The organism is Pseudomonas sp. WS 5411 (genome assembly GCF_012985595.1).
Lineage (GTDB): Bacteria > Pseudomonadota > Gammaproteobacteria > Pseudomonadales > Pseudomonadaceae > Aquipseudomonas > Aquipseudomonas shahriarae.
Genome location: NZ_JAARMC010000007.1, coordinates 43,011 through 67,814 on the forward strand (window position 1 = coordinate 43,011; position 24,804 = coordinate 67,814).

Sequence of the window (24,804 nt, forward strand, 5' to 3'; positions counted from 1 at the left end):
GTTCAGGCCCGGGGTTTGACCGTGCCACAGTCGTTGCCCAGCCACTGCGCATGGGTGTCGAGGCTGCCGTTCTGCTGCACGCCAGTGGCATTGAAAGTACCGTTGACCGTGGTGGTGAACGCCTTCTGGCTCTGGAACGTGGCCACGCCAGTGCCCTGGGCTTTCGGGCAACTGAAGCGGAATTTCCACTGATTGCCGGTCTTGTCTGTGACCTCTTGCTTGCAACCCGATTGCGGGTCGGTCAGCGGGATGGAATCAGAGGCCACCTGGGCCGGGGTCAGGCAGACCTGCACGCCCTTGCCAGCCATGGTGATGCCTTGTTTTTCCAGCATTGCGCGTTGTTCCGGGGTCATCTGTTGCTTCAGTTGACCGAGGATCAACGACAAGTCCGGCAGATTCTGGTTATCGACTTTCATATTGCTGGTGGTCAATTCCCACAAGCCCGGCGCCAACATCTGCGCCTGCGCTGCCACCGGCAGCGTCAAACCAACAACCATGGCCAAACCAAGCAGACGAGCATTCATCGGGTAACTCCTGGGTAATTGTCGGCGTTAGACGTCGTAAAGTGCTCGGCGTTGCATGCTCAATAAAATAGCGACAATCGCCGCCGAACATGGTCTGTTACGCATTGGATTGTCAGGAGTACCGTTGCCCATGGATTTCTTCGGCCCGCACTTGCTTGGCTACTTCATCGCAACCCTGCATTTTCTCGGCTCGCTGGCTGCCCTGCACGCGGTGCTCACCGTGCGTACCGCCCAAGGCTCAATCGCCTGGGCACTGTCGCTGATGTTCATGCCGTACCTGACGCTGATCCCCTACCTGATCTTTGGCCGCAGCAGCTTCGACGCCTATATCCAGGCGCGGCGCCAGGCCAACCAGGAAATGCACAAGGCAATCACTGAGTTGAACTGGCGCCCTTGGGTCGAAGAAGCCCTGGCTGCGCGTAACTCCCAGGCCTACGCCTCCCTGCGCGCCATGCCCAAGCTGGGACGCATGCCGTGCCTGGCGAACAACCAGGTGCGTTTGCTGGTCAATGGCGACGCCACCTTCAGCGCCATCTTCGACGCCATCCGCGCCGCCAAGACTGCCGTGTTGGTGCAGTTCTTCATCATTCATGACGATGAACTGGGGCGCCAACTGCATGCACTGCTCAAGGCCAAGGCCGCCGAAGGTGTAGCCATCTACGTGCTGTATGACCGCATTGGTAGCCACTCCCTGCCCCACCGCTATGTGCAATCGCTGCGCGATGCCGGGGTGCAGATCAAGGCGTTTGCCACCCGCAGCGGCTGGCTCAATCGCTTTCAGGTGAATTTCCGCAACCACCGCAAGATTGTCGTGGTCGATGGCCTGACCGGTTTTGTCGGCGGGCATAACGTCGGCGACGAATACATGGGCAAGAAGCCGCCGCTCGCCCCCTGGCGCGACACCCATGTGCAAGTCAGCGGCCCCGTGGTGGCGTGCCTGCAAGAATCGTTTGCCGAAGACTGGTTCTGGGCCGCGCGCGAACTGCCGCCGCTGATCCTGCCCGACACTTATGCCGATGACGGCGTGCTCTGCCAATTGCTGGCCAGCGGTCCGGCGGACCCGTATGAAACCTGTTCGCTGTTTTTCGTCGAAGCCATTCATGCGGCGACTGAGCGGGTGTGGATCACCAGCCCGTATTTCATCCCCGATGAAGCGGTATTCGCCGCGCTGCGCCTGGCGGTGTTGCGTGGCGTGGACGTGCGCTTACTACTGCCGTCACGCCCCGACCATCGCATTGTGTACGCCGCCTCCAGCCTGTACGCGATTGAAGCGGTGCGCGCCGGGGTCCGGGTGTTCCGCTACAAACCGGGTTTTTTGCATCAGAAAGTGGTGCTGGTAGATCGGGAAATCAGCGCCATCGGCAGTGCGAACCTGGACAACCGTTCGTTCCGCCTCAACTTCGAAGTGATGTTGCTGACCGTCGACGAAGCCTTCGCCAGCGAGGTGGAACACATGCTGCTGGATGACTTCGCCCAGGCCCACGAAACCAGCCAGGAAGAAAGCCAGCAGACCCGCCGCCTGCAGCAACTGGGCATGCGCGTGGCGCGGCTGATTTCCCCTATCTTATAAATTGCGCCGGACAGAAGGTGGGAGCTGGCTTGCCAGCTCCCACACTCAGACATCGGTTGGCTCAGCGGTAGAGATCTTCCCGCGTCCACGGCAACTCATGGCTGCCATCGGCATGGGGCTTGACCGCCAGGATCTGGTGCAGGTTGATCCACCCACGCGCAAACGCATAGGCGCAACCCGCCAGGTACAGGCGCCAGATACGCAGTGCCTGGGCCGGGACCATTTTTGCCGCCGCCTCCAGGTTGTCTTCCAGGCGTTCGCTCCAGTGGTCGAGGGTGCGTGCGTAATGCAGGCGCAGGCTTTCCACGTCGACCACTTCCAGGCCGACTTCGCTGATTTCGGCGCTGATCATCACCAGGTGCGGCAGCTCACCATTGGGGAACACGTAACGCTCGATAAACTCGCCGGCACCGCGCCCCACCGGGCGGCCATCGGTATGTTTGGCGGTGATGCCATGGTTGAGCACCAGCCCCCCTTCACGCACGGCGCCGAACAGGGTCTGGCAGTACTGCGCCAGGTTGGCGTGGCCGACGTGCTCGAACATGCCGACGCTGACGACTTTGTCGAACCGCCCGTCCTGGGGCAGGTCGCGGTAGTCGAGCAATTTCAACTCAACCAGGTCTTCCAGGCCCTCAGCGATTACCCGCTCCTTGGCCAGTGCCAATTGTTCCTTGCTCAGGGTGATGCCGAACACCTTGACCCCGAACTCGCGGGCCGCATAACGCGCCAACCCGCCCCAGCCACAACCGACATCCAGCAGGTACTCCCCAGGCTGCAGGCGTAGCTTGCGGCACAGGTGGCGGAATTTGTCTTGTTGGGCTTGGTCGAGGGATTCGCTGCCGGTCTCGAAGTAACCGCAGGAATAGGCCATGTCGCGGTCCAGCCAGAGCTGGTAGAACTCGTTCGACAGGTCATAGTGGTAGGAAATCGCGGCCGCATCCGTAGCCTTGTCGTGAATCGAACGCACCGGGCCGGCGTGCTCGTCCTCCTCTAGCAGGGCGTGGCTCAATTCGTCACACACCCGGATTACTTCGCTGATCGAGCCTTCCAGCTCCAGTTTGCCTTCAACGAAAGCAGCGCCCAGGGAATCGAGCGTGGGGTGGGTCAGTTGCGTCACCATCACCGGATCCTTGACCACGATGGTAACGCTGGGCTCCGGGCCCAGGTTGAATTCATGGCCATCCCAGAGTCGCAGACGCAGCGGTAGCTGAAGATTCTGTAAGGCCGGTGGAAGTTGCGCGAGCATGAGTAGTCCCCCTTGTTTCAGACGTCCGAAATGAGGGTAGACCATCCACAAAAAGTAGCAGGCTATCGGTTCGATAACGCCCTTTTATGGTGCCCGACGTTGCAGCAAACCGTCCTCAACCCACTGTTTCAACCACGTGACAGCTTGCAGCGGCGCGCCCTCTTGATAAGTGACTGCCAATTCCGCGCACAGTTCTGAAAAACTCCACCCGCTGTCGGCCATCCCGGCCAGGGCGTACGCCTCGGCAGGCTCCAGGCTCCGGTAACGGCACACCTGTTGGTTACGCCAGATCAGGCACACCTCGGCCAGCGGCAACGCCTGGCTACCGGGAAACCCAGCCTGCGCCTTGACCGCACGCCAGATCTGCAGGCTGTTGAAGCGACACAGCACTTGCTGCACCGCCGGCGTCCACTCAACCTGCAATAACGGCCAGGCCTCGGGCGCCAGCCGGGCCATGTCTTCAAGAGTCAGGGGTTGGCCCGCAGGCGCATCAAACGCCAGGGTAAAGGCCCATTCCAGGCGCGCCAGCTCCACCAGGGGGGCGGCTTGTTCGGCGACCAGATGCTCGTCGATAAAGTCTGCAAACCGTTGCCCCAGCCAGCGCAGGCTGAAATGCGTGGATGGATAGCACTGCACATAGGCCACCACCAGCCCGGCAAACTCGTCGTCCCCCAGCCAATGCCACACCGCCGGGAAATCCCCCTGCATCACTTCCAGCAAACGGGCCCGATAGGCGTTGTGATAGATCGCCAGGCCGGTGTCGACATCCAGTGTCGGGCCCCCGATCAAGGTGTCGGCAAAGCCAGTGTCGTCGGCGTCTGCCAATAAATGCCGTTCAAACGCCAGTTGCCAGTCGGTCAGGCGCATAGCGACCTCCGGGCCAAGGCATCCGCCCCCAACTCACGGGCCTTGCCCAACTCGTCGAGCAGCTCGGCAAACGGCGGGAAATGGTCATCGCGCTCCAGCAACGTCGCCACTGGCCCCAGGTGTTCCAGTGTCTGTTGAAACAGCTGCCACACCGGATCACACACCGGATGGTCATGGGTATCGACCACGTAGTCGCCGTAGTCCATATGCCCGGCCAAATGCAGTTGGCGGATGCTCTGCGGCGGCAGGTTGCGGATAAAGGTCCAGGCGTCGAAGCCATGGTTGCGCGAACTGACATACACGTTGTTGACGTCCAACAGCAGCTCGCAACCGCTGAGGTGGCTCAAGGCGCTGAGAAATTCCCACTCGGTGAATTCATCGGCCTTGGATCGCACATAGCTGGAGACATTTTCCAATACCAGCGGCCGCTCCAGCACCGCCTGTACCTGCCGCACACGGGTGGCGACGTGGTAGAGACTTTCTTCGGTGTAGGGCAGCGGCAACAAGTCATGCAGCTGATGGGCGTTGCCCCGGCTCCAGCACAGGTGATCGGAGACCCATGCCGGCTTGACCCGGTCGGCCAATTGCTTGAGTTGCTTGAGGTAGTCCCTATCGAGGGCATGGGGGCCGCCAATGGACAGGGACACCCCATGCATCACCAGCGGATAACGCTCGGCGATGGCGTCCAGGTAGTACAGGGCCTTGCCGCCCTGGACCAGATAATTCTCGGAGACGATTTCGAACCAGTCCACCTCCGGCGACTGCTCGATGATGTGTTGATAGTAATGACTGCGTAGCCCCAGGCCGTAGCCCAGGCAAGGAACCGATACCGACATGACGAACTCCTGGAAAGTGTCCGCAGCGACGTGCACACCGCTGCGGGATCACGTATTCGCGGTTACTCGCCGACTTTGCCGCCAGCCGCATCGCAAGCGGCCTTGGTCATTGCCTTGAAGCCATGGCCCTTGCAGACAGCCTGGCCTTTACAGGCGTTTTCAGCGGTCTTGCAGTCGTTCATGCCTTTGCAGGAGGTCACGCCATAGCAATGCACGTTCGCCTCATCGGCGGCCTGCGCCTGGGTCGCGACACCGGCAAACATCGTGGCGGCAGCAATGGCCAGGGCAGCACCGGAAACAGCGTTCTTGAAGTTCATTGTGGTATTCCTCATGGGTCTGTAGGGGGTCGGCTGAACGGTTTGTCCAGTCCCGACACAGCACTAGAGTGAGGTGCCGCAGGGGCGTTACAGCGCCGTGAAAATTTTCCTGGTTTCCTGAATCCTTGTAGGAGCCATCACTAGTGCGCACCGCGATTTATCGTCACACTCACAGCAGATTTTTCGTGGGATCACGGACAAGGAAGCGTCACCCTCATGATTTCGATCTATCAGCTCAAACCGCGTTTTCAAAACCTGCTGCGGCCCCTGGTGCAGCGCCTGTATGACAACGGCACCACCGCCAACCAGATCACCGTGCTGGCCGGGATCGTGTCGTTGCTCGTCGGCCTGCTGATCGCGGGGTTCGCCCAGCACGCCTGGGTGTTCGTACTGATCCCGCTGTGGATGATCCTGCGCATGGCCCTCAATGCCATCGACGGCATGCTCGCCCGGGAATTCGGCCAGCAATCACGCCTGGGCGCCTACCTCAATGAACTGTGCGACGTGATCGCCGACAGCGCGCTGATCCTGCCATTTGCCCTGCTCCCCGGGGTCAGCCTGGCGCCGGTGTTGCTGGTGACGCTGCTGGCTGTGTTCAGCGAATACGCCGGCGTACTGGGGCCGATGGTCGGTGCCTCGCGCCGCTACGACGGGCCCATGGGCAAGAGTGATCGGGCGTTTGTCCTTGGCGTACTCGCCACCGGCGTGGCCCTGGGCTGGCTCGGCGCCGGCTGGGTCGACGGGGCGATGTGGCTGGTGGCGGCATTGCTCGCCTACACCCTGGTCAACCGTGTACGCCAGGGCCTCAAAGAACAATCCGACATCTCTCCGACGGCATAAGGATCTTGCGATGCGCGAACAGCAACAGCACACCTTCAGTACCCATGACGGCGTAGAGCTTTTCTATCGGCATTGGCCCGCGACCAGTGCCACCGGGCCTGAGCCACGCCAGGCGATCCTGCTGTTCCATCGTGGCCACGAGCATTCCGGGCGCATTGCGCACCTGGTGGACGAGTTGGACCTGCCACAGTTCGATTTCTTCGCCTGGGACGCCCGTGGCCATGGCCAGTCCCCCGGCGAGCGTGGCGACAGCCCGAGCTTTGCCACCAGCGCGCGCGACGTGCAGACCTTCTGCGACCATATCGGCGCCACCTATGGCATCGCGCCAGAAAACCTCGCAGTGATCGCCCAGAGCGTAGGCGCAGTGATTGCCGCCACCTGGGTCCACGACTACGCCCCGAGTATCAGGGCCCTGGTGCTCGCCTCCCCGGCGTTCAAGGTCAAGCTCTACGTGCCCTTCGCCCGCTCGGGCCTGGCGCTGATGCGGCGCTTTCGCGGCAATTTTTTCGTCAACAGCTACGTCAAAGCCAAGTTCCTCAGCCATGACCCCGAGCGCGTCGCGTCCTATGACACTGACCCACTGATCACCAAGGCGATCTCGGTAAATGTGCTGTTGGGCCTGTACGAAGCGGCCGACCGCGTGGTCGCCGATGCCCAGGCGATCCAGTTGCCGACCCAACTGCTGATCTCCGGCTCGGACTTTGTGGTGCACCGCAAACCCCAGCAACAGTTCTTCGAGCGCCTTGGCAGCCTGAAAAAGGAACTGCACATCCTGCCCGGCTTTTTCCACGACACCCTCGGCGAACGTGACCGCGCCGTGGCACTGGCCAGCGCCAGGCGTTTTATCCTGCAAAACTTCGCGCACCCGCTGGACCGCGCCAGCCTGCTGGACGCCGACAAGATCGGCGCGACCTGCGCCGAATCCGAATCCCTCGCCGCGCCGCTGCCGCACAACTCCCTGCGCGACCTGTACTGGCGCATGACCCGCGCCAGCATGGGCCTGGGCCGCAAGCTGTCCGAGGGCGTGAAGCTGGGCTTCGACACCGGCTTCGACTCGGGCAGTACCCTGGACTACGTGTACCGCAATACCCCCACCGGCAAGGGCGCGCTGGGGCGGATGATTGATACCAACTACCTGAACTCCATCGGCTGGCGCGGGATTCGCCAGCGCAAACTGCATGTTGAAGAGTTGTTGCGCCTGGCCATGGCCAAGCTGCGCGACGACGGGCGCGAAGTGCGCATCGTCGACATTGCCGCAGGGCATGGTCGGTACATTCTGGAAGCCTTGCAGGGCGTTTCGCCGCTGCCTGAATCAATCCTGTTGCGCGACTACAGCGATATCAACGTGCGCGACGGTGGCGCGCTGATCCGCGAGAAAGGCCTGGGGGAGATTGCGCAGTTCGTCAAAGGCGATGCCTTTGACCGGGCCGACCTCGCCGCACTGGCGCCCACGCCGACACTGGCAGTGGTGTCCGGGCTGTACGAACTGTTTGCCGATAACGCCATGGTCGGTGGTTCCCTGGCAGGGCTGGCCGAAGCCGTGGAGCCCGACGGATACCTGGTGTACACCGGCCAACCGTGGCACCCGCAACTGGAACTGATCGCCCGCGCCCTGACCAGCCATCGCCAGGGCCAGGCCTGGGTGATGCGCCGTCGCAGCCAGGCGGAAATGGATCAACTGGTGGAAGCAGCGGGCTTTCGCAAGATCACCCAGCGTGTGGATGAGTGGGGCATCTTCAGCGTGTCGCTGGCGCAGAAGATCTGACCATGCGCGAACCAGGTCTCTTCAAACCAGCCCTGCTCTGGCTGCTGCTGTTGGCGCCGCTGTTTTTCAGCACCTACGGCTTTGCCACCTGGGTCACCAGCCAGCGCAGCGACGTGGGCACCCTGGTATTCGGCTGGGAAACCCATATGCCGTTCTGGGCCTGGACCATCGTGCCCTACTGGTCGATCGACCTGCTCTACGGCTTCTCCCTGCTGCTGCCTAACAGCCGCCATGAGCTCAAACAGCATGCCCTGCGTCTGCTCAGTGCGCAGGTGATTGCCGTGAGCTGCTTCCTGCTATGGCCGCTGCGCTTCACCTTTGAGCGCCCGGAAATGGACGGCGTGTTCGGCTGGCTGTTTGCGGTACTGGCCGGGTTCGACAAACCGTTCAACCAGGCACCCTCGCTGCATATCGCTTTGCTGGTGATCCTGTGGGTGATGTACCAGCGGCATAGCCAAGGCCTGTGGCGCTGGCTGGTGCATGGCTGGTTCGCGCTGATTGGCATTTCGGTGCTGACCACTTACCAACACCACTTTATAGACTTACCCACAGGCGCCCTGGCCGGCTGGCTGTGTGTGTGGCTATGGCCGGTGGATCAACCCAGCCCGCTGTTGCATGCGCGGCCGGCCAAAGACCCGAAACGTTGGCGCCTGGGGTTGCGCTACGCCATGGGCGCCCTGGTGCTGACAATAGTGGCCTTTACCGGGGGCGGTGCCTGGCTATGGCTGCTGTGGCCTGCCGTCGCGGTGTTGCTGGTGGCGCTCAACTACTGGCTGCTGGGCGCCGCAGGCTTTCAGAAACGCGCAGATGGCCGCCTCAGCCCGGCAGCACGCTGGCTGTATGCGCCTTATCTCGCGGCGGCGTGGCTCAACTCGCGGCTGTGGACGCGCAAGCATCCGCAGCCTGACCGGGTTGTGGATAACGTATGGTTGGGGCGAATTCCGACGCCAGCGCAGCTGAGTTCTTTCAATGCGGTGGTCGATCTGTGTGCCGAATTGCCTGTTTATCCACAGGGCCGCGCTTACCATGCCCTGCCCGTCCTCGACCTGACCGCACCCACACCGGCACAGTGCCTGGAGGCGGCCCAAGCCATCAAGCGCTTGCGCGAGCACGGCCCGTTGCTGGTGTGCTGTGCCCTCGGTTATTCCCGCAGCGCCAGCGCCGTGGCGGCCTGGCTGCTGCACAGCGGACGGGCGGCCACGGTGGACGAGGCACTGGCTATTATTCGTACAGCACGATCAGATGTGGTCCTGCATGCCGATCACCGCCAAGCCTTGGGAGCACTGCCCTATGCCCGCTGATATGCAACTCCAGGTAGTCGCCAGCCTGCTGCGCCGCGGCCGTTCGCTGGATCAGTTATCCACAGGCCTGACCCTGCTCGGGGTACTGTTTGGCCTGGCGCAATTGTTGATGGTCAGTATCACGCCGATCTGCCTGTTGCTCAGCCTGTGGATGATTATCCTCGGGCTGCTGCAAAAGTACTGGGCGCTACGGGTGGCCTTCGACGCCGACCTGTTTGCGCTGATGGCCAAGGACATAGAACGCACCGGCGAGCTGGACCAGACTCTGCAAACCCTGGGCCTGCAACCCGTCAACCGCGCAAGCCGACCCTGGACCGAACGCCGGCGTGGCGCCCTCAAATTGCTGCGCAAACAGGCCTACCTGCTGGGTGCGCAAGTGTTACTGACATTGGCCGTCATCCTGGCCAGCCCGTGGCTGCCCTTCGCCGGATAAGGAATCCTTATGTTCGAACCCCTGGTCGCGACCCTGATTACCTCCATGGCCCGCACAGTGACCGGCGCCCGCAGCCTGTGGCTGGGCTGCGCCCCAGAACCCGTGCAGCGCATCTACTTTGCCAACCACAGCAGCCACGGCGACTTCGTGCTGCTGTGGGCGTCGTTGCCGCAGAACCTGCGCAAGGCCACGCGCCCGGTGGCCGGCACCGACTACTGGAACAAGAGCGCACTGCGCCGCTACATCATCAACCGGGTATTCAACGGCGTGCTGATCGACCGCGAACGCAAAGACCCTGTGGATAACCCGTTGCAACCGATGCTCGAAGCCCTGGAACACGGCGATTCGCTGATCATTTTCCCCGAAGGCACGCGCAACCTGGAGGATGGCCTGCTGCCCTTCAAGAGCGGTCTGTATCACCTGGCAAAAAGTTACCCACAGGCGCAACTGATCCCCGTGTGGATCGCCAACCTCAACCGCGTGATGCCCAAGGGCCGTGTGCTGCCACTGCCGCTGTTGTGCACCACCAGCTTTGGCGCACCGCTGCAGCTTGCAGACGGTGAAGACAAGGCCCTGTTTCTTGCCCGCAGCCGCGACGCCCTGCTCGCCCTCGCCCCGGAGCATTCCTGACATGGATAGCCAAACCCTGATGTTGTTCGGCGGCATCGGCATGATCCTGGTGCTCGCCTCGCTGATCGGCCTGATCCTCAAGCTGCGCACCCGTGGCACACCCAATGCGGTGATCGACAACCTCAACGCCCGCATCAATGCCTGGTGGGTGATGGTGGTGGTGATCGGCGTCGCCTTCTGGCTCGGCACCGGTGCGGTAATCCTGCTGTTCTACGCCGTGTCGTTCTACGCCCTGCGCGAATTCCTCACCCTCACGCCCACCCGCCGCAGCGACTACCCCGCACTGGTCGCCGCGTTCTACCTGGCGCTGCCCCTGCAATACCTGCTGATCTACTTTGACTGGTACGGCCTGTTCTCGATCTTTATTCCGGTCTACGTGTTCCTCCTGCTGCCCATCCTTGCCTCGCTGGGCGGCGACAGCACGCACTTCCTGGAGCGCGCATCGAAAGTACAGTGGGGGCTGATGATCGCGGTGTTCTGCGTCTCCTTCGTACCCGCCCTGCTGACCCTCGACATCGTCGGCTACGAGGGCCGCAACCTGCTGCTGATCGCCTACCTGGTGATCGTGGTGCAGCTCTCGGACGTGTTGCAGTACGTGTGCGGCAAACTGTTCGGCAAACACAAAATCGCGCCCAACCTGTCACCGTCGAAGACCGTGGAAGGCTTTGTCGGCGGGATCCTGCTGTCCTCCCTGATCGGCGCAGCACTGTGGTGGACCACCCCGTTCAACCCTTGGCAGTCATTCCTGATTGCCCTGCTGATCAACCTGCTGGGCTTTGCCGGCGGGATTGTGATGTCGGCGATCAAGCGCGACCGAGGGGTAAAGGACTGGGGGCATATGATCGAAGGACACGGCGGGATGCTGGATCGGTTGGATTCGGTGTGTTTTGCGGCGCCGATTTTCTTTCATTTGGTGCGGTATTGGTGGACCTGAGTCACACCGATCCAAAGGCTAACGACGCTCCCACAGAGAGCTAAAACTGTCGCGAAGGGTGCCCGTATTTCGGGGCTTGCCGCGTCGTATAAAGGAACCGCAAAACAGCTGCACCCAGTAATCACACGACATCCACGTACATTTGATGGAACCGCTTGCGGCGAGCCTCTGGGTCGGACCAAGGAGCAGGGTTCGGCATTACCCGCGTTATGTCTTAACATGGTCGGTTGCCCAAAGAGCCGTCATGGCCAAAGCCATGACGGGCTTCCATCCTTTACAAGTAAGTGTGATGAAGATGAACAAGCCTTTCATTTCGCTGTGCCCTGAAATTACTCGGGCGCACGCGCTGACGCTGATGGATTGGTTGGAGGATGAACGCGTCACCTGCTATCTGAGCGATTCGCGTCATGTCTCCCGCTCCATCGAGCAAGCCATCGATCGGACTCAATCGCCGATCCTGACCCATCTATTCAACCAGGGCGGCCGATTCTTCATGGCCTATGACCGACATGACTCCCCGGTGGGCTTTGTCCGTCTGATCAAGACCGGCTCAGATTGCGAGATAGTCCTGGTCATCGGAGACAGCGATAAATGGGGCCAGAACCTTGGCGCCCGCACGATACGCGAAGGCATGAAACTGGCCTTCCTTGACATGCGGGCCAAGAAGCTCATCGCCAAGATCCACCCGGACAACGCGCGCTCGCTGAACGCCTTTCTGCGCAGCGGCTTTCTGCTTGAAAGCGAAACGCCGACATTGAAGTCATTTTCCATGACGGCGGGGCGCTATCTCCAGTTCTTGCGCGAAGGTGCCGCTGGCGACGCCACCAGGATCTACATTACTGAAATCGACAAGGCCAGGCTCGAGAGCCTAATCGCGCTCGAGCAAGGCCCGACCGTTGTTGAACTCGAACATGAGCTTGAGCGAGCCATTGTCGTCAAGCCGCAGCAGGTGGCGTGCAATGTCGTCACGATGAACTCTAGGGCCTTGCTGCAACTGGACGAAGAAGAGATCGAAGTGGCCTTGGTCTACCCTGAAGACGCGGACAGCACCGCAGGGAAGCACTCCGTGTATTCCGACATCGGCGCCGCCATCCTGGGCTATCAGGAGGGGGACGCCATCGACTGGCGAATTTCTGATCGGACCCGCCGGATTGAAATCAGGAAAGTGCTTTACCAGCCGGAGGCGGCGGGCCACTTCCACCTGTAATTGCGCCTTTTGCTAGAGAGGGACGTCGTTTGGAGCCCCGAGGGGCCCCAAACGGGACCGTTTTTAATCCTGAAGACCGTACCCTCGGTCTGGACGTCGATCAACGACGATGGTTGGAAGCAAGCCTTCAGCCGGGCGCTCCAGGCTGCTGGATACGAAATTGATTGGAATAAGGTAATGCGCAGCTAGGCAGGCTGGGCTACAGCACGGCATCGCGCAGCAGACAGCATTGAAATGACCGGAGGGGCTCCCTCTTTATAAGCCATTTCCCTTCAAATCACTCTTACGACTCCGGTAAATCTTCTCTGCCAACTCAATGAATGCTTGAGCTGCAGCAGTAGTCTCGCTGCAATCCAGCACCGCGATTCCGACTTGGCGCCTGACTGCCGGATCGAGTGTCCTAACCACATAAAGCTCCTCGCTATCGTCGGGCAACGAAGACTCAGCCACAATCGTTACCCCATCTCCGCGAGCCACTGCGGCCAAGGTACTCATTAACTGAGAGGTCTTGTAGCGAATACACGGCTTCAATTTGACAGCCGCAAAGAGCTGCGAGACCAGTTCGGATGAACCAGCCTCGGTTAGTACAAACGGATCAGAACACAAGTCCCCCAATGTCACTCTTTCGTTTGAAGCGAGAGGGTGCGCAATCGGTAGCACGGCAACCATTTGGTCCTCGAGTAAAGGCCAGGTGTCAAACTGGGCTTCAGGTAAGGTGACAAACCCTACGTCCACCTCCCTGTCTAACAACCATTCCATCACTTGGCGATCAGGCCCCTCGCTCACATGAACTTCAATATTGGGGTAAAGGCGGCGGTAGTCTGTAAGAATCCGCGGCAACAAAAGCTGGGATGAGGTTGGGCCAAATGAACCAATTCGCAGGGTGCCAAGTTTCATGCTGCGGGCATCGCTGGCATCCTGCCTAACTGCATCCGCCAGGCCAAGCATAGGTTGCACACGCAGAAGGATTCGCGCCCCTATGTCTGTCAGTTCAATCTGGCCTTGATGCCGAAGTAGCAGTTCGACACCCAACTCCTGCTCCAGAGCCTTTATTGCATGAGAAACCGCAGATTGGGATATTTTCAGTTGAGCGGCTGCGAGGGTGAAGCCACGCCGCTCTGCGACAGCGACAAAAATTTCCAATTGGGTCAGCGTCATTTTTCATCCATGAGTAATCGCTCATTTTCATATGACCATGATTTTGCGTAAGCATAGATGAAACAGGCATAACGAGATAGGCCAGCCCTTTTCGCCAACTTATATCCAAGGATTGTTTTATGGTCGCCCAATGGAAGACTGATGGGATTTCGGCACTGTGGCCTGAAATCAACGGCCCATTCCTGTCCCTACGAGGTATACCCGAGCATCTGATGCCGGTCACCGAGACTCAGGAACTGTACAAAGACCTTCTATTAGGATTCGATGCAATCACGAGTTGCGAGATGAAAGAACTTTACAAGTTCAAACTGTTTCTCAATCGGATGCATCAACGATCGAACTTACCCCCGGAGTTGTTACTGATCCATAAAGCATTTATAGCTTGGGTAAACTTTGAATATGAGCGAGCACGTACACTCTTTACACAACACCTGAAAGCGTACCCCTCCGACATCATCACAATTTTTTTTGTGCACATGCTCGACTTCTGTACTGGTAAGACGCCTAGATTAACGGCAGAATTTTCGTTTTGCGAACCACACATACCGCACACTCATGCCTTGTACTCCTACTACCTGGCAATAAAATCTTTTGTTTTGTGTGAAGACCAGTGCTTCCAAGAAGCCCTTGAACTGGGCCTTGAGGCGGTTAGGCTGATTCCCCATAACATCTACGGCATCCATGCTACTGCGCACGCACTGCATGAGATGGGCCGCTGGCAGGAACTTTCGAGTTTCCTGATCGACTGCAAGCCTGACTGGATCGAAAATAGCGGCATGCGCATGCACGTCTATTGGCACATGGCTATAGCCCACGAGCGATGCAACGAGGTCGAGCAGGCGCTCCTCATCGAGAAGCAAATCGCCGAAAGCGACGGCTTCGGCATCGAGCCCGAAGCGCACCGAGCAGGCTTAGACGTGCTCAAAGGCATTCTACTGTTCACCTTGAAGCGTTATCACGAAAGCCTGGCGCTCTTGCGTACCAGCCGAGACCAGTGGCCGTTGTTAGGAGGGAGCCGTGCCCAACGCGAAGTCCTTGATCTGACTCTCGAATACATAGAGCTCAAGACCCGACCGATCGTTGAAGAGAGGGCACCTGCATGACCAGCCATTCTCATCCACTGGTCCTTACTCCAGACAGCCTTACCTATCTTAAGCTTTCTCTGGTAGCAATGATCTGGGGAGGTACCTTTGTCGCTGGTCGGTATCTATCCGCAGACACACCCGCGCTATTAGCCGCCAGTGTCAGGTTTATATTCGCCGGAATCACACTTGGACTGTTCCTAGGTTTCTTTTTAAAAAAGAGCTTTGTCCGGCTTGATCGGTCGCAACTAGTCAAGATCGTAGGATTGGGATTTTGCGGAATTTATACTTATAACCTCTGTTTTTTTTATGGTCTACATTACACAGCAGCCTCCCGCGCGTCATTGATCGTAGCCCTGAATCCCGCCGTTATGGCTCTTTTCTCTTATGTGTTTTTCCGAGAAAAAATGTCTGCAATGAAAACCGCAGGCATTTTTCTTTGCCTGATAGGGGCGGCTGTCGTGATTTTCAATAAGTCGTCAGGCACATTAATCGTGGATAAAAACGACTGGCGCGGAGACCTTTTGATCTTTGGTTGCGTACTCAGTTGGGTCGCCTTCAGCGTGTTCGGTAAGTCGGTAGTCAAAGAAATCGGCGCCCTACATACGGTGACCTACTCCATCTTCGCGGGGGCCGCGATGCTGACGGCGACCGCTATCGTCACGGGTCAGTTCAATCAGGAATCACTGCGAGCTCTAACGCTTGCCGACTTTTCCAGCTTGCTGTACTTGGGTGCCATAGGCTCGGCGCTGGCATACATCTGGTATTACAAGGGTATCGAGCAGATCGGCGCAACACGTGCCGGAGTGTTCATCGCGCTCAATCCGCTGACGGCGGTGTTACTGGGTGCTCTTTTGTTGGATGAGCAGCTCAGCGCTCCCACATTTATGGGGGGCGCACTGATTATAGTGGGCATCATGATCTGCAATAGGCCAGCCCGCCCTCAATATAACTGCGAGATGAAGAACGTACGTACGCCATAATAAACTGAGTAAGTTATTTACCGTTTTAATTATCGAAACAGCCAGAGGGTCATCAACTAAACGACATTTTAAATCATCTACTTTTCGGACCAATCTACCTTTTCTACGCAGGCTATCCAGCAAACCTGCGAAGCTCCCATGCACCGTTGCTATGACGCCTATAATATCCAGGCTGTACATAACGTCAGGACGATAATCCGTGTTTGTATCTGAAATTTTTCTAGACTAATCAAGTACTCAATAGATCGCGTTTAGTTTTTCTTCAGAAATCTGCTTACGACTTGCCAATCTCCGCGATTTTTTTTGTAAATCTGAATCTGGAAGGTGAGCCGCAAGGTGCAGCACTCGGCACAAAAGGAGCGGGAGAGAAGATCGTCGCTTGGAGCCCTCGGAGGCTCCAAGCGAGACAGACTTTAATGTTTACGATCGCCCTTTCTCGTTACCGCTAAACATTACTCAACCGTCACCGACTTGGCCAAGTTACGCGGCTGGTCAACGTCCGTGCCCTTGAGCACCGCCACATAGTACGACAGCAACTGCAGCGGGATGGTGTAGAGGATCGGCGACAGGGTGTCGTGGATGTGCGGCATGTTGATCACGTGGGTGCCTTCGCCGTTGGTCATGCCGGCCTTTTCGTCGGCGAACACGATCAGTTGACCACCACGGGCGCGTACTTCCTGCAGGTTGGACTTGAGCTTTTCCAGCAGTTCATTGTTCGGCGCCACGGTGACCACAGGCATGTCGTCGTCCACCAGGGCCAATGGGCCGTGCTTCAGCTCGCCGGCAGGGTAGGCTTCAGCGTGGATATAGGAGATTTCCTTGAGTTTCAGGGAGCCTTCCATTGCCACTGGGTATTGCGCGCCACGGCCGAGGAACAGGGTGTGGTTCTTGTCGGCAAACAGTTCGGCGACTTTCTCTACGGTGCTGTCCATGGCCAGTGCTTCGCCCAGGCGGGTGGGCAGGCGGCGCAGTTCTTCTACCAGGGTGGCTTCTACACCTGCAGCCAACGTGCCGCGCACCTGGCCAAGGGACAGGGTCAGCAGCAGCAGGCCCACCAATTGGGTGGTGAAGGCCTTGGTGGAGGCTACACCGATTTCGCGGCCAGCCTGGGTCAGCAGGGTCAGGTCGGACTCGCGCACCAGGGAGCTGATGCTGACGTTGCAGATCGCCAGGCTTGCCAGGTATCCCAGCTCCTTGGCATTGCGCAGGGCTGCCAGGGTGTCGGCGGTCTCGCCGGATTGGGAAATGGTGACGAACAGGGTATCGGGCTGAACCACCACCTTGCGGTAGCGGAACTCACTGGCTACTTCGACCTGGCACGGGATGCCGGCCAGTTCTTCCAGCCAGTAACGGGCGACCATGCCGGCGTGGTAGCTGGTGCCACAGGCGACGATCTGCACATTGCGCACTTTGGCGAACAGCTCGGCGGCTTGCGGGCCGAAGGCGTTAACCAGGACTTGCTTGTCGCCAAGGCGGCCTTCCAGGGTGCGTTGCACCACGGCCGGTTGCTCGTGGATTTCCTTGAGCATGAAGTGGCGGAACTCACCCTTGTCGGCAGCTTCGGCGCCGTCGCGGTACTGCACGGCTTCGCGCTCGACGGAGTTGCCATCGACGTCCCAGATCGCCACGCTTTCACGGCGGATGTCGGCGATATCACCTTCTTCCAGGTACATGAAGCGGTCGGTGACCTGACGCAAGGCCAGTTGATCGGAGGCGAGGAAGTTCTCCCCCAGGCCCAGGCCAATCACCAATGGGCTGCCACTGCGAGCGGCAACCACACGGTCCGGTTGGCTGGCGCTGATCACAGCCAGGCCGTAGGCGCCATGCAGTTCCTTGACCGTGGCCTTGAGGGCGGTGGTCAGGTCACTGTGGTCCTTGAGCTTGTGGTTGAGCAGGTGGGCGATGACTTCGGTGTCGGTGTCCGAGGTAAAGACGTAGCCCTGGCCCTTGAGTTGTTCACGCAGCACTTCGTGGTTTTCGATGATGCCGTTGTGCACCACCGCAATATCACCGGAGAAATGTGGGTGTGCATTGCGCTCGCACGGTGCACCGTGGGTCGCCCAGCGGGTGTGGGCGATGCCCAGACGGCCCGCCAGGGGCTCACCGGCCAGGGCCTGTTCCAGTTCGCTGACTTTGCCCGGGCGACGCATGCGCTCCAGCTTGCCCGCGTTGCTGAAGACCGCCACGCCGGCACTGTCGTAGCCACGGTATTCCAGGCGCTTGAGGCCTTCGAGCAAAATGGCGGTAACGTTTCGTTCAGCGACTGCGCCTACAATTCCACACATGGTTTCTCTCCTAGATGACTGCCGCGCAAATCAGCGTAATGCCGCGGGCTTGAATCTGGTCGCGGGCCTCAAGCGGCAGGCGATCATCGGTAATAAGGGTATGGACGCTGCTCCAGGGCAGTTCCAGGTTGGGGATCTTGCGGCCGATCTTGTCGGATTCGACCATCACCACCACTTCACGGGCGACTTCGGCCATCACTCGGCTCAGGCCCAGCAATTCATTGAAGGTGGTGGTACCGCGCTGCAGGTCGATGCCGTCAGCGCCTATAAACAGTTGGTCGAAGTCATAGGAACGCAGCACTTGTTCGGCGACCTGCCCCTGGAACGAGTCCGAGTGCGGGTCCCAGGTGCCGCCGGTCATCAACAGCACCGGCTCATGCTCCAACTCACTCAGGGCACTGGCCACATGCAGGGAGTTGGTCATCACCACCAGGCCGGGCTGATGGCCCAGCTCCGGGATCATCGCGGCGGTGGTGCTACCGCTGTCGATAATGATCCGTGCGTGTTCACGCAAGCGCTTGACCGCCGCACGGGCGATGGCGCGCTTATGCACAGAAATCGGTTGGGCAGGATCGCCGACCAGTTCCTGGGGCATGGTGATGGCGCCACCGTAGCGACGCAGCAGCAAGCCGTTGCTTTCCAGCGCGGCCAAGTCCTTGCGGATGGTCACTTCGGAAGTTTCGAAACGTTTGGCCAATTCATCCACGCTCACTTCGCCCTGCTCGTTGAGCAAGGTGAGGATGTTGTGGCGTCGTTGTGGTGTATTTCGCTTCGACATGGTGATGATAAGTTTCGTTTCGAAAGATAACGAAGGCAATCAAAACCTATTGACGGGAAATCGTCAAGCGGCGGGTGCACTTTTTTGAAAACAACATAGATCCAATGTGGGAGCGGGCTTGCTCGCGAAGGCGGTGCATCAGATACACGTTCAGTGACTGACACTCCGTCTTCGCGAGCAAGCCCGCTCCCACAATGGAATGGCGTTGCTAATGAGGTTGTGGATAACTCAGGTCTTTTTGATTTTGACCGGGCGTTTCCAGCCGTCGATGTTGCGTTGGCGGGCGCGGGCCACTGCCAATTGCGACTTATCCACATCCAGGTTGATGGTTGAGCCTGCCGCGGTGTTTGAACCATCGCCAATGGTGACGGGCGCAATCAGTGAATTATTGGAGCCGATAAAGACGTCTTCACCAATCGTCGTCTGATACTTGTTGGCACCATCGTAATTGCAGGTAATGGCGCCGGCGCCAATGTTGCTGCGGGCCCCAATCACTGCATCGCCGAGGTAGGCCAGATGCCCTGCCTTCGCATCGTCGCCCATCCGTGCGTTTTTCAGCTCAACAAAGTTACCCACATGGGCCCTGGCGCCCAGCACACTGCCCGGGCGCAACCGCGCAAATGGCCCCGCATCGCTGGCCTCACCCATCACCGCACCGTCGATATGGCTGTTGGCCTTGACCACCACGCCTTTGCGCAGGGTGCTGTCCTTGATCACGCAGTTCGGGCCAATCACCACGTCGTCTTCGATGATCACGCGGCCCTCGAGGATCACGTTGATATCAATCAGCACGTCACGGCCCACGGTGACTTCGCCCCGTACGTCGAAACGCGCCGGGTCACGCAGTGTCACCCCCTGCGCCATCAGGCGGCGGCCTTCGCGCAGTTGGTAGTGACGCTCCAGTTCTGCCAGTTGCTTGCGGTCGTTGGCGCCCTGCACTTCCATCGGGTCGTGGGGCTGCTCGGTGGCAACCACCAAGCCATCGCTGACGGCCATTTCAATCACGTCTGTCAGGTAGTACTCGCCCTGAACATTGTTGTTCGACAGGCGGCCCATCCAGTCCGCCAGACGATCGGCCGGTACCGCTAGGATGCCGGTGTTGCCTTCAGTAATCGCCCGTTGTGCTTCGCTGGCATCTTTATGTTCGACGATGGCTGCAACCTTGCCGTCGGCATCGCGCACGATACGGCCATAACCGGTCGGGTCGTCCAGCTCGACGGTGAGCAGACCCATCTGGCCCGGTACCACGCGCTTGAGCAGGCGCTGCAGGGTTTCCACTTCGATCAGCGGCACATCCCCGTAGAGGATCAGCACGGTGTCGGCCTTGATGAACGGCACAGCTTGCGCGGTGGCATGACCAGTGCCCAGTTGCTTGTCCTGCAATACGAAATTCAAGTCGTCGGCTGCCAGACGTTCACGCACCGCATCGGCCCCGTGGCCAATCACGACGTGGATACGCTGTGGCTCCAGTTGCCGGGCGCTGTGGATAACATGGCCAAGCATGGAGTTACCCGCAACCGGGTGCAGCACTTTGGGCAGGGCAGAACGCATGCGGGTGCCCTGGCCTGCGGCGAGAATGACGATTTCAAGAGACATGAATGGCTACCAATCCTGGGCGGTCCGGCTTCAGACCAAAGAAGTGTTTTGCAAAAAAAGAAAAAGGGTAGCCGAGGCTACCCTTTTTAATCAATCGCGCATGAAGCATGACGGCTTGGCCGCTTACTTCTTGCGGATCTGCTGGAGCGTGCGCAGCTGGGCTGCAGCCTCGGCCAGACGTACAGCAGCAGCGCTGTAGTCGAAGTCCGCACCTTTTTCGTGCAGAGCCTTCTCGGCAGCCTTGACGGCTTCCTGAGCGGAGGCTTCATCCAGGTCGCCAGCACGTTGCACGGTGTCGGCAAGAACCTTGACCATGTTCGGCTGAACTTCGAGGAAACCACCAGAGATGTAGAACACCTCCTTTTCCCCGCCCTGCTTGGTCAGAGTAATCGGACCGGGCTTCAAGCTGGTGATCAGCGGTGCGTGGCCCAAGGCAATACCCAGGTCACCCAACTCGCCGTGTGCAATTACCATCTCTACCAGACCGGAGAAGATTTCCCCTTCCGCGCTGACGATATCGCAATGGACTGTCATAGCCATCTGATTGCCTCAACCTGATGAGCGCCCGTTTCCGGGCGCCTGGATTACAGTTTCTTGGCTTTCTCGATCGCTTCTTCGATGCCGCCGACCATGTAGAACGCTTGTTCTGGCAGGTGGTCGTAGTCACCGTTGAGGATGCCTTTGAAGCCAGCAATGGTGTCTTTCAGGGAAACGTATTTACCCGAGGCACCGGTGAAGACTTCAGCCACGAAGAACGGCTGCGACAAGAAGCGCTGGATCTTACGAGCGCGGGATACCAACTGCTTGTCGGTTTCCGACAGCTCGTCCATACCCAGGATCGCAATGATGTCCTTCAGCTCTTTGTAACGCTGCAGCACGTACTGAACGCCGCGAGCGGTGTCGTAGTGCTCCTGGCCGATCACGTTCGGGTCCAGCTGGCGCGAAGTCGAGTCGAGTGGATCGACCGCTGGGTAGATACCCAGGGAAGCGATGTCACGGGACAGTACGACGGTGGCGTCCAAGTGGGCGAAGGTGGTCGCTGGCGACGGGTCAGTCAAGTCATCCGCAGGTACGTATACCGCTTGGATCGACGTGATCGAACCTTCCTTGGTCGAAGTGATACGTTCTTGCAGAACGCCCATCTCTTCAGCCAGGGTCGGCTGGTAACCTACTGCCGAAGGCATACGGCCCAGCAGTGCGGATACTTCAGTACCGGCCAGGGTGTAACGGTAGATGTTGTCGACGAACAACAGAACGTCGTTACCTTCGTCACGGAACTTCTCGGCCATGGTCAGGCCAGTCAGTGCTACGCGCAGACGGTTACCCGGCGGCTCGTTCATCTGACCGTAGACCAGTGCCACTTTGTCCAGAACGTTGGAGTCCTTCATCTCGTGGTAGAAGTCGTTACCCTCACGAGTACGCTCACCCACACCGGCGAACACGGAATAACCGCTGTGCTCGATGGCGATGTTACGGATCAGTTCCATCATGTTTACGGTCTTGCCTACACCGGCACCACCGAACAGACCGACTTTACCGCCTTTGGCGAACGGGCAAACCAGGTCGATAACCTTGATGCCGGTTTCCAGCAGGTCGTTGCCGCCAGCTTGCTCGGCGAACGAAGGTGCTGGGCGGTGAATGCCCCAACGCTCTTCGGTATCGATCGGGCCAGCTTCGTCAATCGGGTTGCCCAGTACGTCCATGATCCGGCCCAGGGTCGCTTTACCGACCGGTACGGAAATGGCAGCGCCAGTGTCGACAACGTCCAGACCGCGCTTCAAGCCTTCGGTGGAACCCATCGCAATGGTACGAACTACGCCGTCGCCCAGCTGCTGCTGAACTTCCAGAGTAGTTTCCGCGCCTTGTACTTTCAGCGCGTTGTAGATGCTCGGTACGCTGTCGCGTGGGAATTCCACGTCGATAACGGCGCCGATGATTTGAACGATACGTCCGCTACTCATAGCTGGATCCTCTGAATATTTGAACCGTTAAACCGCGGCAGCGCCGCCGACGATTTCCGAGATCTCTTGGGTGATCGCAGCCTGACGCGCCTTGTTGTAGATCAGCTGCAAATCGCTGATCAGATCACCGGCGTTGTCGGTAGCGTTTTTCATCGCGATCATCCGCGCCGCTTGTTCAGCTGCGTTGTTCTCGACCACCGCCTGGTACACCTGCGACTCCACGTAGCGCACCATCAAGCCGTCAAGCAGCTCTTTGGCGTCTGGTTCGTAGAGGTAGTCCCAGTGGTGCTTGAGTTCCTGATCCGGGGTCGCCACCAGTGGAATCAATTGCTCCACGGTTGGCTGCTGGGTCATGGTGTTGATGAACTTGTTGGATACCACGGACAGGCGGTCGATCCGGCCTTCCAGGTATGCATCCAGCATCACCTTCACACTGCCGATCAAGTCATTGATCGACGGCTCTTCACCCAGGTGGCTGATAGCTGCAACGACGTTACCGCCGAAGTTGCGGAAAAAGGCCGCACCCTTGCTACCAACAACACACAGATCAATCTCGACGCCGTTTTCGCGGTTTACCGCCATGTCCTTGACCAGGGCCTTGAACAGGTTGGTATTCAAACCACCGCACAAACCACGGTCACTGCTCACTACCACATAACCTGCACGCTTGACGGCGCGCTCGATCATGAACGGGTGGCGGTATTCCGGGTTGGCGTTGGCCAGATGCCCAATTACCTGGCGGATACGCTCCGCATAAGGACGGCTAGCCGACATGCGCATTTGTGCCTTGCGCATTTTGCTGACCGCCACTTTCTCCATGGCGCTGGTAATTTTTTGCGTGCTTTTGATGCTCGCAATCTTACTGCGAATCTCTTTTGCGCCTGCCATGTAACACCTATCAGGTTAGCAAGCGGGAGCCTTGCGGCTCCCGCTGCGGCTTACCAGGTTTGGGTGGCCTTGAACTTCTCGATACCGGCTTTCAGGCCAGCGTCGATTTCGTCATTGAAGTCACCCTTCACGTTGATCTTGGCCATCAAATCGGCATGATCTCGGTTGAAGTAAGCAATCAGCGCTTGTTCAAAGCTGCCGACCTTGGCGATTTCGACGTCAGTCAGGAACCCACGCTCAGCGGCATACAGCGACAGCGACATGTCAGCGATCGACATTGGCGCGTATTGCTTCTGCTTCATCAGCTCGGTAACGCGCTGACCATGCTCAAGTTGCTTACGGGTCGCTTCGTCCAGGTCAGAAGCGAACTGGGCGAATGCCGCCAGTTCACGGTACTGAGCCAGAGCGGTACGGATACCACCGGAGAGCTTCTTGATGATCTTGGTCTGAGCGGCACCACCCACACGGGATACCGAAACACCGGCGTTCACAGCAGGACGGATCCCGGAGTTGAACATGGCCGATTCCAGGAAGATCTGACCGTCGGTGATGGAAATCACGTTGGTCGGAACGAACGCGGAAACGTCGCCAGCCTGGGTTTCGATGATCGGCAGTGCGGTCAGGGAACCGGTTTTTCCGGTCACTGCGCCGTTGGTGAACTTCTCTACGTACTCTTCGGAAACGCGGGATGCGCGCTCCAGCAGACGGGAGTGGAGATAGAACACGTCGCCTGGGTAGGCTTCACGGCCTGGTGGACGGCGCAGCAGCAGGGAAATCTGGCGGTAAGCCACTGCTTGCTTGGACAGATCGTCATAAACGATCAGCGCGTCTTCACCGCGGTCGCGGAAGAATTCACCCATGGTGCAACCGGAGTACGGTGCCAGGAATTGCAGCGCAGGAGATTCCGAAGCACTGGCAGCCACGATGATCGTGTTGGCCAGGGCGCCGTTTTCTTCCAGCTTGCGAACCACGTTGGCGATGGTCGATTGTTTCTGACCGATCGCTACGTAGACGCAGAAAATGCCGCTGTCTTTCTGGTTGATGATCGCGTCGATCGCCAGAGCGGTCTTACCGATCTGACGGTCACCGATGATCAGCTCACGCTGGCCACGGCCGACTGGGATCATGGCATCGACAGCCTTGTAGCCAGTCTGTACAGGCTGGTCTACCGACTTACGCCAGATCACGCCTGGAGCAACTTTCTCGACCGCGTCGGTCTCGGTGTTGCCCAGTGGACCTTTACCGTCAACAGGGTTACCCAGTGCGTCGACAACGCGACCCAACAATTCCTTACCAACCGGAACTTCCAGGATGCGGCCTGTGCACTTGGCGCTCATGCCTTCGGCCAGACTGGTGTACGCGCCCAATACAACGGCACCTACGGAGTCTTGCTCCAGGTTGAGGGCCATACCGTAGACGCCGCCCGGAAACTCGATCATCTCGCCGTACATTACGTCGGCCAGACCGTGAATCCGCACGATGCCGTCAGATACGCTGACGACAGTGCCTTCGTTACGGGCTTGGGAGGTCACGTCGAGCTTGTCGATGCGGCCCTTGATAATTTCACTTATTTCGGAAGGATTGAGTTGCTGCATTGCTCTGC

General features: G+C 59.0%; 23 protein-coding genes. 10 read left to right on the forward strand and 13 right to left on the reverse strand.

Features of this window, described 5'->3' with window-relative positions; all coding sequences use genetic code 11:
• Positions 1 to 2: 2 nt before the first annotated feature.
• The gene (locus tag HBR93_RS12880; RefSeq protein WP_057961218.1) at positions 3 to 524 is read right to left on the reverse strand and encodes a DUF3617 domain-containing protein; all 522 of its coding nucleotides are present in this window, start codon (positions 522 to 524) and stop codon (positions 3 to 5) included.
• A gap of 130 nt (positions 525 to 654) precedes the next feature.
• Between HBR93_RS12880 and cls the strand changes: the two genes are divergently transcribed.
• A complete protein-coding gene (gene cls, locus HBR93_RS12885; RefSeq protein ID WP_115129322.1) occupies positions 655 to 2,094 on the forward strand; it encodes a cardiolipin synthase in 1,440 nt (479 codons plus the stop codon).
• 61 nt (positions 2,095 to 2,155) lie between these two features.
• On the opposite strand, the gene cfaB is transcribed toward cls, so the two are convergent.
• The 4 genes from cfaB to HBR93_RS12905 all read right to left on the reverse strand — a co-directional run bounded on the left by cfaB (position 2,156) and on the right by HBR93_RS12905 (position 5,360).
• On the reverse strand, positions 2,156 to 3,340 hold the full coding sequence (gene cfaB, locus HBR93_RS12890; protein WP_115129323.1) for a C17 cyclopropane fatty acid synthase CfaB: 1,185 nt from the start codon (positions 3,338 to 3,340) through the stop codon (positions 2,156 to 2,158).
• 84 nt (positions 3,341 to 3,424) lie between these two features.
• The gene (locus HBR93_RS12895; RefSeq protein WP_169960436.1) at positions 3,425 to 4,207 is read right to left on the reverse strand and encodes a DNA-binding domain-containing protein; all 783 of its coding nucleotides are present in this window, start codon (positions 4,205 to 4,207) and stop codon (positions 3,425 to 3,427) included.
• Positions 4,198 to 5,043 carry a DUF692 domain-containing protein gene (locus tag HBR93_RS12900; protein ID WP_057961222.1) on the reverse strand — a complete coding sequence of 282 codons (846 nt, stop codon included), beginning with the start codon at positions 5,041 to 5,043 and terminating at the stop codon, positions 4,198 to 4,200. Before HBR93_RS12900 ends, HBR93_RS12895 begins: the two co-directional genes overlap by 10 nt.
• 62 nt (positions 5,044 to 5,105) lie before the next feature.
• Positions 5,106 to 5,360, reverse strand: a complete 255-nt coding sequence (locus HBR93_RS12905; RefSeq protein WP_057440587.1) for a hypothetical protein — start codon at positions 5,358 to 5,360, stop codon at positions 5,106 to 5,108.
• A 216-nt stretch (positions 5,361 to 5,576) separates the two neighbouring features.
• On the opposite strand from HBR93_RS12905, the gene HBR93_RS12910 reads away from it, so the two are divergent.
• From HBR93_RS12910 to HBR93_RS12940, 7 genes are all read left to right on the forward strand, one after another.
• Positions 5,577 to 6,200: a CDP-alcohol phosphatidyltransferase family protein gene (locus HBR93_RS12910; protein ID WP_169960437.1), complete on the forward strand. Its 624-nt coding sequence runs from the start codon at positions 5,577 to 5,579 to the stop codon at positions 6,198 to 6,200.
• Positions 6,201 to 6,210: 10 nt separating this feature from the next.
• Entirely contained in the window at positions 6,211 to 7,965 is a 1,755-nt protein-coding gene (locus HBR93_RS12915; RefSeq protein WP_169960438.1) for a bifunctional alpha/beta hydrolase/class I SAM-dependent methyltransferase, read from the forward strand.
• Between the two features lie 2 nt (positions 7,966 to 7,967).
• Positions 7,968 to 9,266, forward strand: a complete 1,299-nt coding sequence (locus HBR93_RS12920) for a phosphatase PAP2/dual specificity phosphatase family protein (RefSeq protein WP_169960439.1) — start codon at positions 7,968 to 7,970, stop codon at positions 9,264 to 9,266.
• Positions 9,256 to 9,699 (forward strand): hypothetical protein, encoded by a 444-nt coding sequence (locus tag HBR93_RS12925; RefSeq protein ID WP_115129327.1) that lies wholly within the window; start codon positions 9,256 to 9,258, stop codon positions 9,697 to 9,699. Before HBR93_RS12920 ends, HBR93_RS12925 begins: the two co-directional genes overlap by 11 nt.
• A 9-nt stretch (positions 9,700 to 9,708) precedes the next feature.
• Complete coding sequence (locus HBR93_RS12930) at positions 9,709 to 10,329, forward strand: lysophospholipid acyltransferase family protein (protein ID WP_057440592.1); 621 nt, start codon at positions 9,709 to 9,711, stop codon at positions 10,327 to 10,329.
• A gap of 1 nt (position 10,330) precedes the next feature.
• On the forward strand, positions 10,331 to 11,263 hold the full coding sequence (locus HBR93_RS12935; protein ID WP_115129328.1) for a phosphatidate cytidylyltransferase: 933 nt from the start codon (positions 10,331 to 10,333) through the stop codon (positions 11,261 to 11,263).
• Between the two features lie 244 nt (positions 11,264 to 11,507).
• Complete coding sequence (locus HBR93_RS12940; RefSeq protein WP_169960440.1) at positions 11,508 to 12,470, forward strand: bifunctional GNAT family N-acetyltransferase/nucleoside diphosphate kinase regulator; 963 nt, start codon at positions 11,508 to 11,510, stop codon at positions 12,468 to 12,470.
• A 255-nt stretch (positions 12,471 to 12,725) separates the two neighbouring features.
• Here the strand turns inward: HBR93_RS12940 and HBR93_RS12945 are convergent, their stop codons facing one another.
• Positions 12,726 to 13,628 carry a LysR family transcriptional regulator gene (locus HBR93_RS12945; RefSeq protein WP_169960441.1) on the reverse strand — a complete coding sequence of 301 codons (903 nt, stop codon included), beginning with the start codon at positions 13,626 to 13,628 and terminating at the stop codon, positions 12,726 to 12,728.
• Between the two features lie 119 nt (positions 13,629 to 13,747).
• Here HBR93_RS12945 and HBR93_RS12950 point away from each other — a divergent pair, with 119 nt between their 5' ends.
• Together HBR93_RS12950 and HBR93_RS12955 are read left to right on the forward strand one after the other, a co-directional pair.
• Positions 13,748 to 14,731: a tetratricopeptide repeat protein gene (locus HBR93_RS12950; protein ID WP_169960442.1), complete on the forward strand. Its 984-nt coding sequence runs from the start codon at positions 13,748 to 13,750 to the stop codon at positions 14,729 to 14,731.
• On the forward strand, positions 14,728 to 15,693 hold the full coding sequence (locus HBR93_RS12955) for a DMT family transporter (RefSeq protein WP_262377293.1): 966 nt from the start codon (positions 14,728 to 14,730) through the stop codon (positions 15,691 to 15,693). Before HBR93_RS12950 ends, HBR93_RS12955 begins: the two co-directional genes overlap by 4 nt.
• Positions 15,694 to 16,145: 452 nt before the next feature.
• On the opposite strand, the gene glmS is transcribed toward HBR93_RS12955, so the two are convergent.
• From glmS to atpA, 7 genes are all read right to left on the reverse strand, one after another.
• Positions 16,146 to 17,978 (reverse strand): glutamine--fructose-6-phosphate transaminase (isomerizing), encoded by a 1,833-nt coding sequence (gene glmS, locus HBR93_RS12960; RefSeq protein WP_115129334.1) that lies wholly within the window; start codon positions 17,976 to 17,978, stop codon positions 16,146 to 16,148.
• A 10-nt stretch (positions 17,979 to 17,988) separates the two neighbouring features.
• A complete protein-coding gene (locus HBR93_RS12965; RefSeq protein WP_029290123.1) occupies positions 17,989 to 18,756 on the reverse strand; it encodes a DeoR family transcriptional regulator in 768 nt (255 codons plus the stop codon).
• Between the two features lie 228 nt (positions 18,757 to 18,984).
• Complete coding sequence (glmU, locus tag HBR93_RS12970; RefSeq protein WP_169960443.1) at positions 18,985 to 20,352, reverse strand: bifunctional UDP-N-acetylglucosamine diphosphorylase/glucosamine-1-phosphate N-acetyltransferase GlmU; 1,368 nt, start codon at positions 20,350 to 20,352, stop codon at positions 18,985 to 18,987.
• A 123-nt stretch (positions 20,353 to 20,475) separates the two neighbouring features.
• Positions 20,476 to 20,892 carry a F0F1 ATP synthase subunit epsilon gene (locus HBR93_RS12975; RefSeq protein WP_057439300.1) on the reverse strand — a complete coding sequence of 139 codons (417 nt, stop codon included), beginning with the start codon at positions 20,890 to 20,892 and terminating at the stop codon, positions 20,476 to 20,478.
• Between the two features lie 44 nt (positions 20,893 to 20,936).
• Positions 20,937 to 22,313 (reverse strand): F0F1 ATP synthase subunit beta, encoded by a 1,377-nt coding sequence (gene atpD, locus HBR93_RS12980; protein WP_015886645.1) that lies wholly within the window; start codon positions 22,311 to 22,313, stop codon positions 20,937 to 20,939.
• A gap of 27 nt (positions 22,314 to 22,340) precedes the next feature.
• The gene (atpG, locus tag HBR93_RS12985; RefSeq protein WP_057439299.1) at positions 22,341 to 23,201 is read right to left on the reverse strand and encodes a F0F1 ATP synthase subunit gamma; all 861 of its coding nucleotides are present in this window, start codon (positions 23,199 to 23,201) and stop codon (positions 22,341 to 22,343) included.
• A gap of 50 nt (positions 23,202 to 23,251) precedes the next feature.
• Positions 23,252 to 24,796, reverse strand: a complete 1,545-nt coding sequence (gene atpA, locus HBR93_RS12990) for a F0F1 ATP synthase subunit alpha (protein ID WP_029290137.1) — start codon at positions 24,794 to 24,796, stop codon at positions 23,252 to 23,254.
• Positions 24,797 to 24,804: the final 8 nt, after the last annotated feature.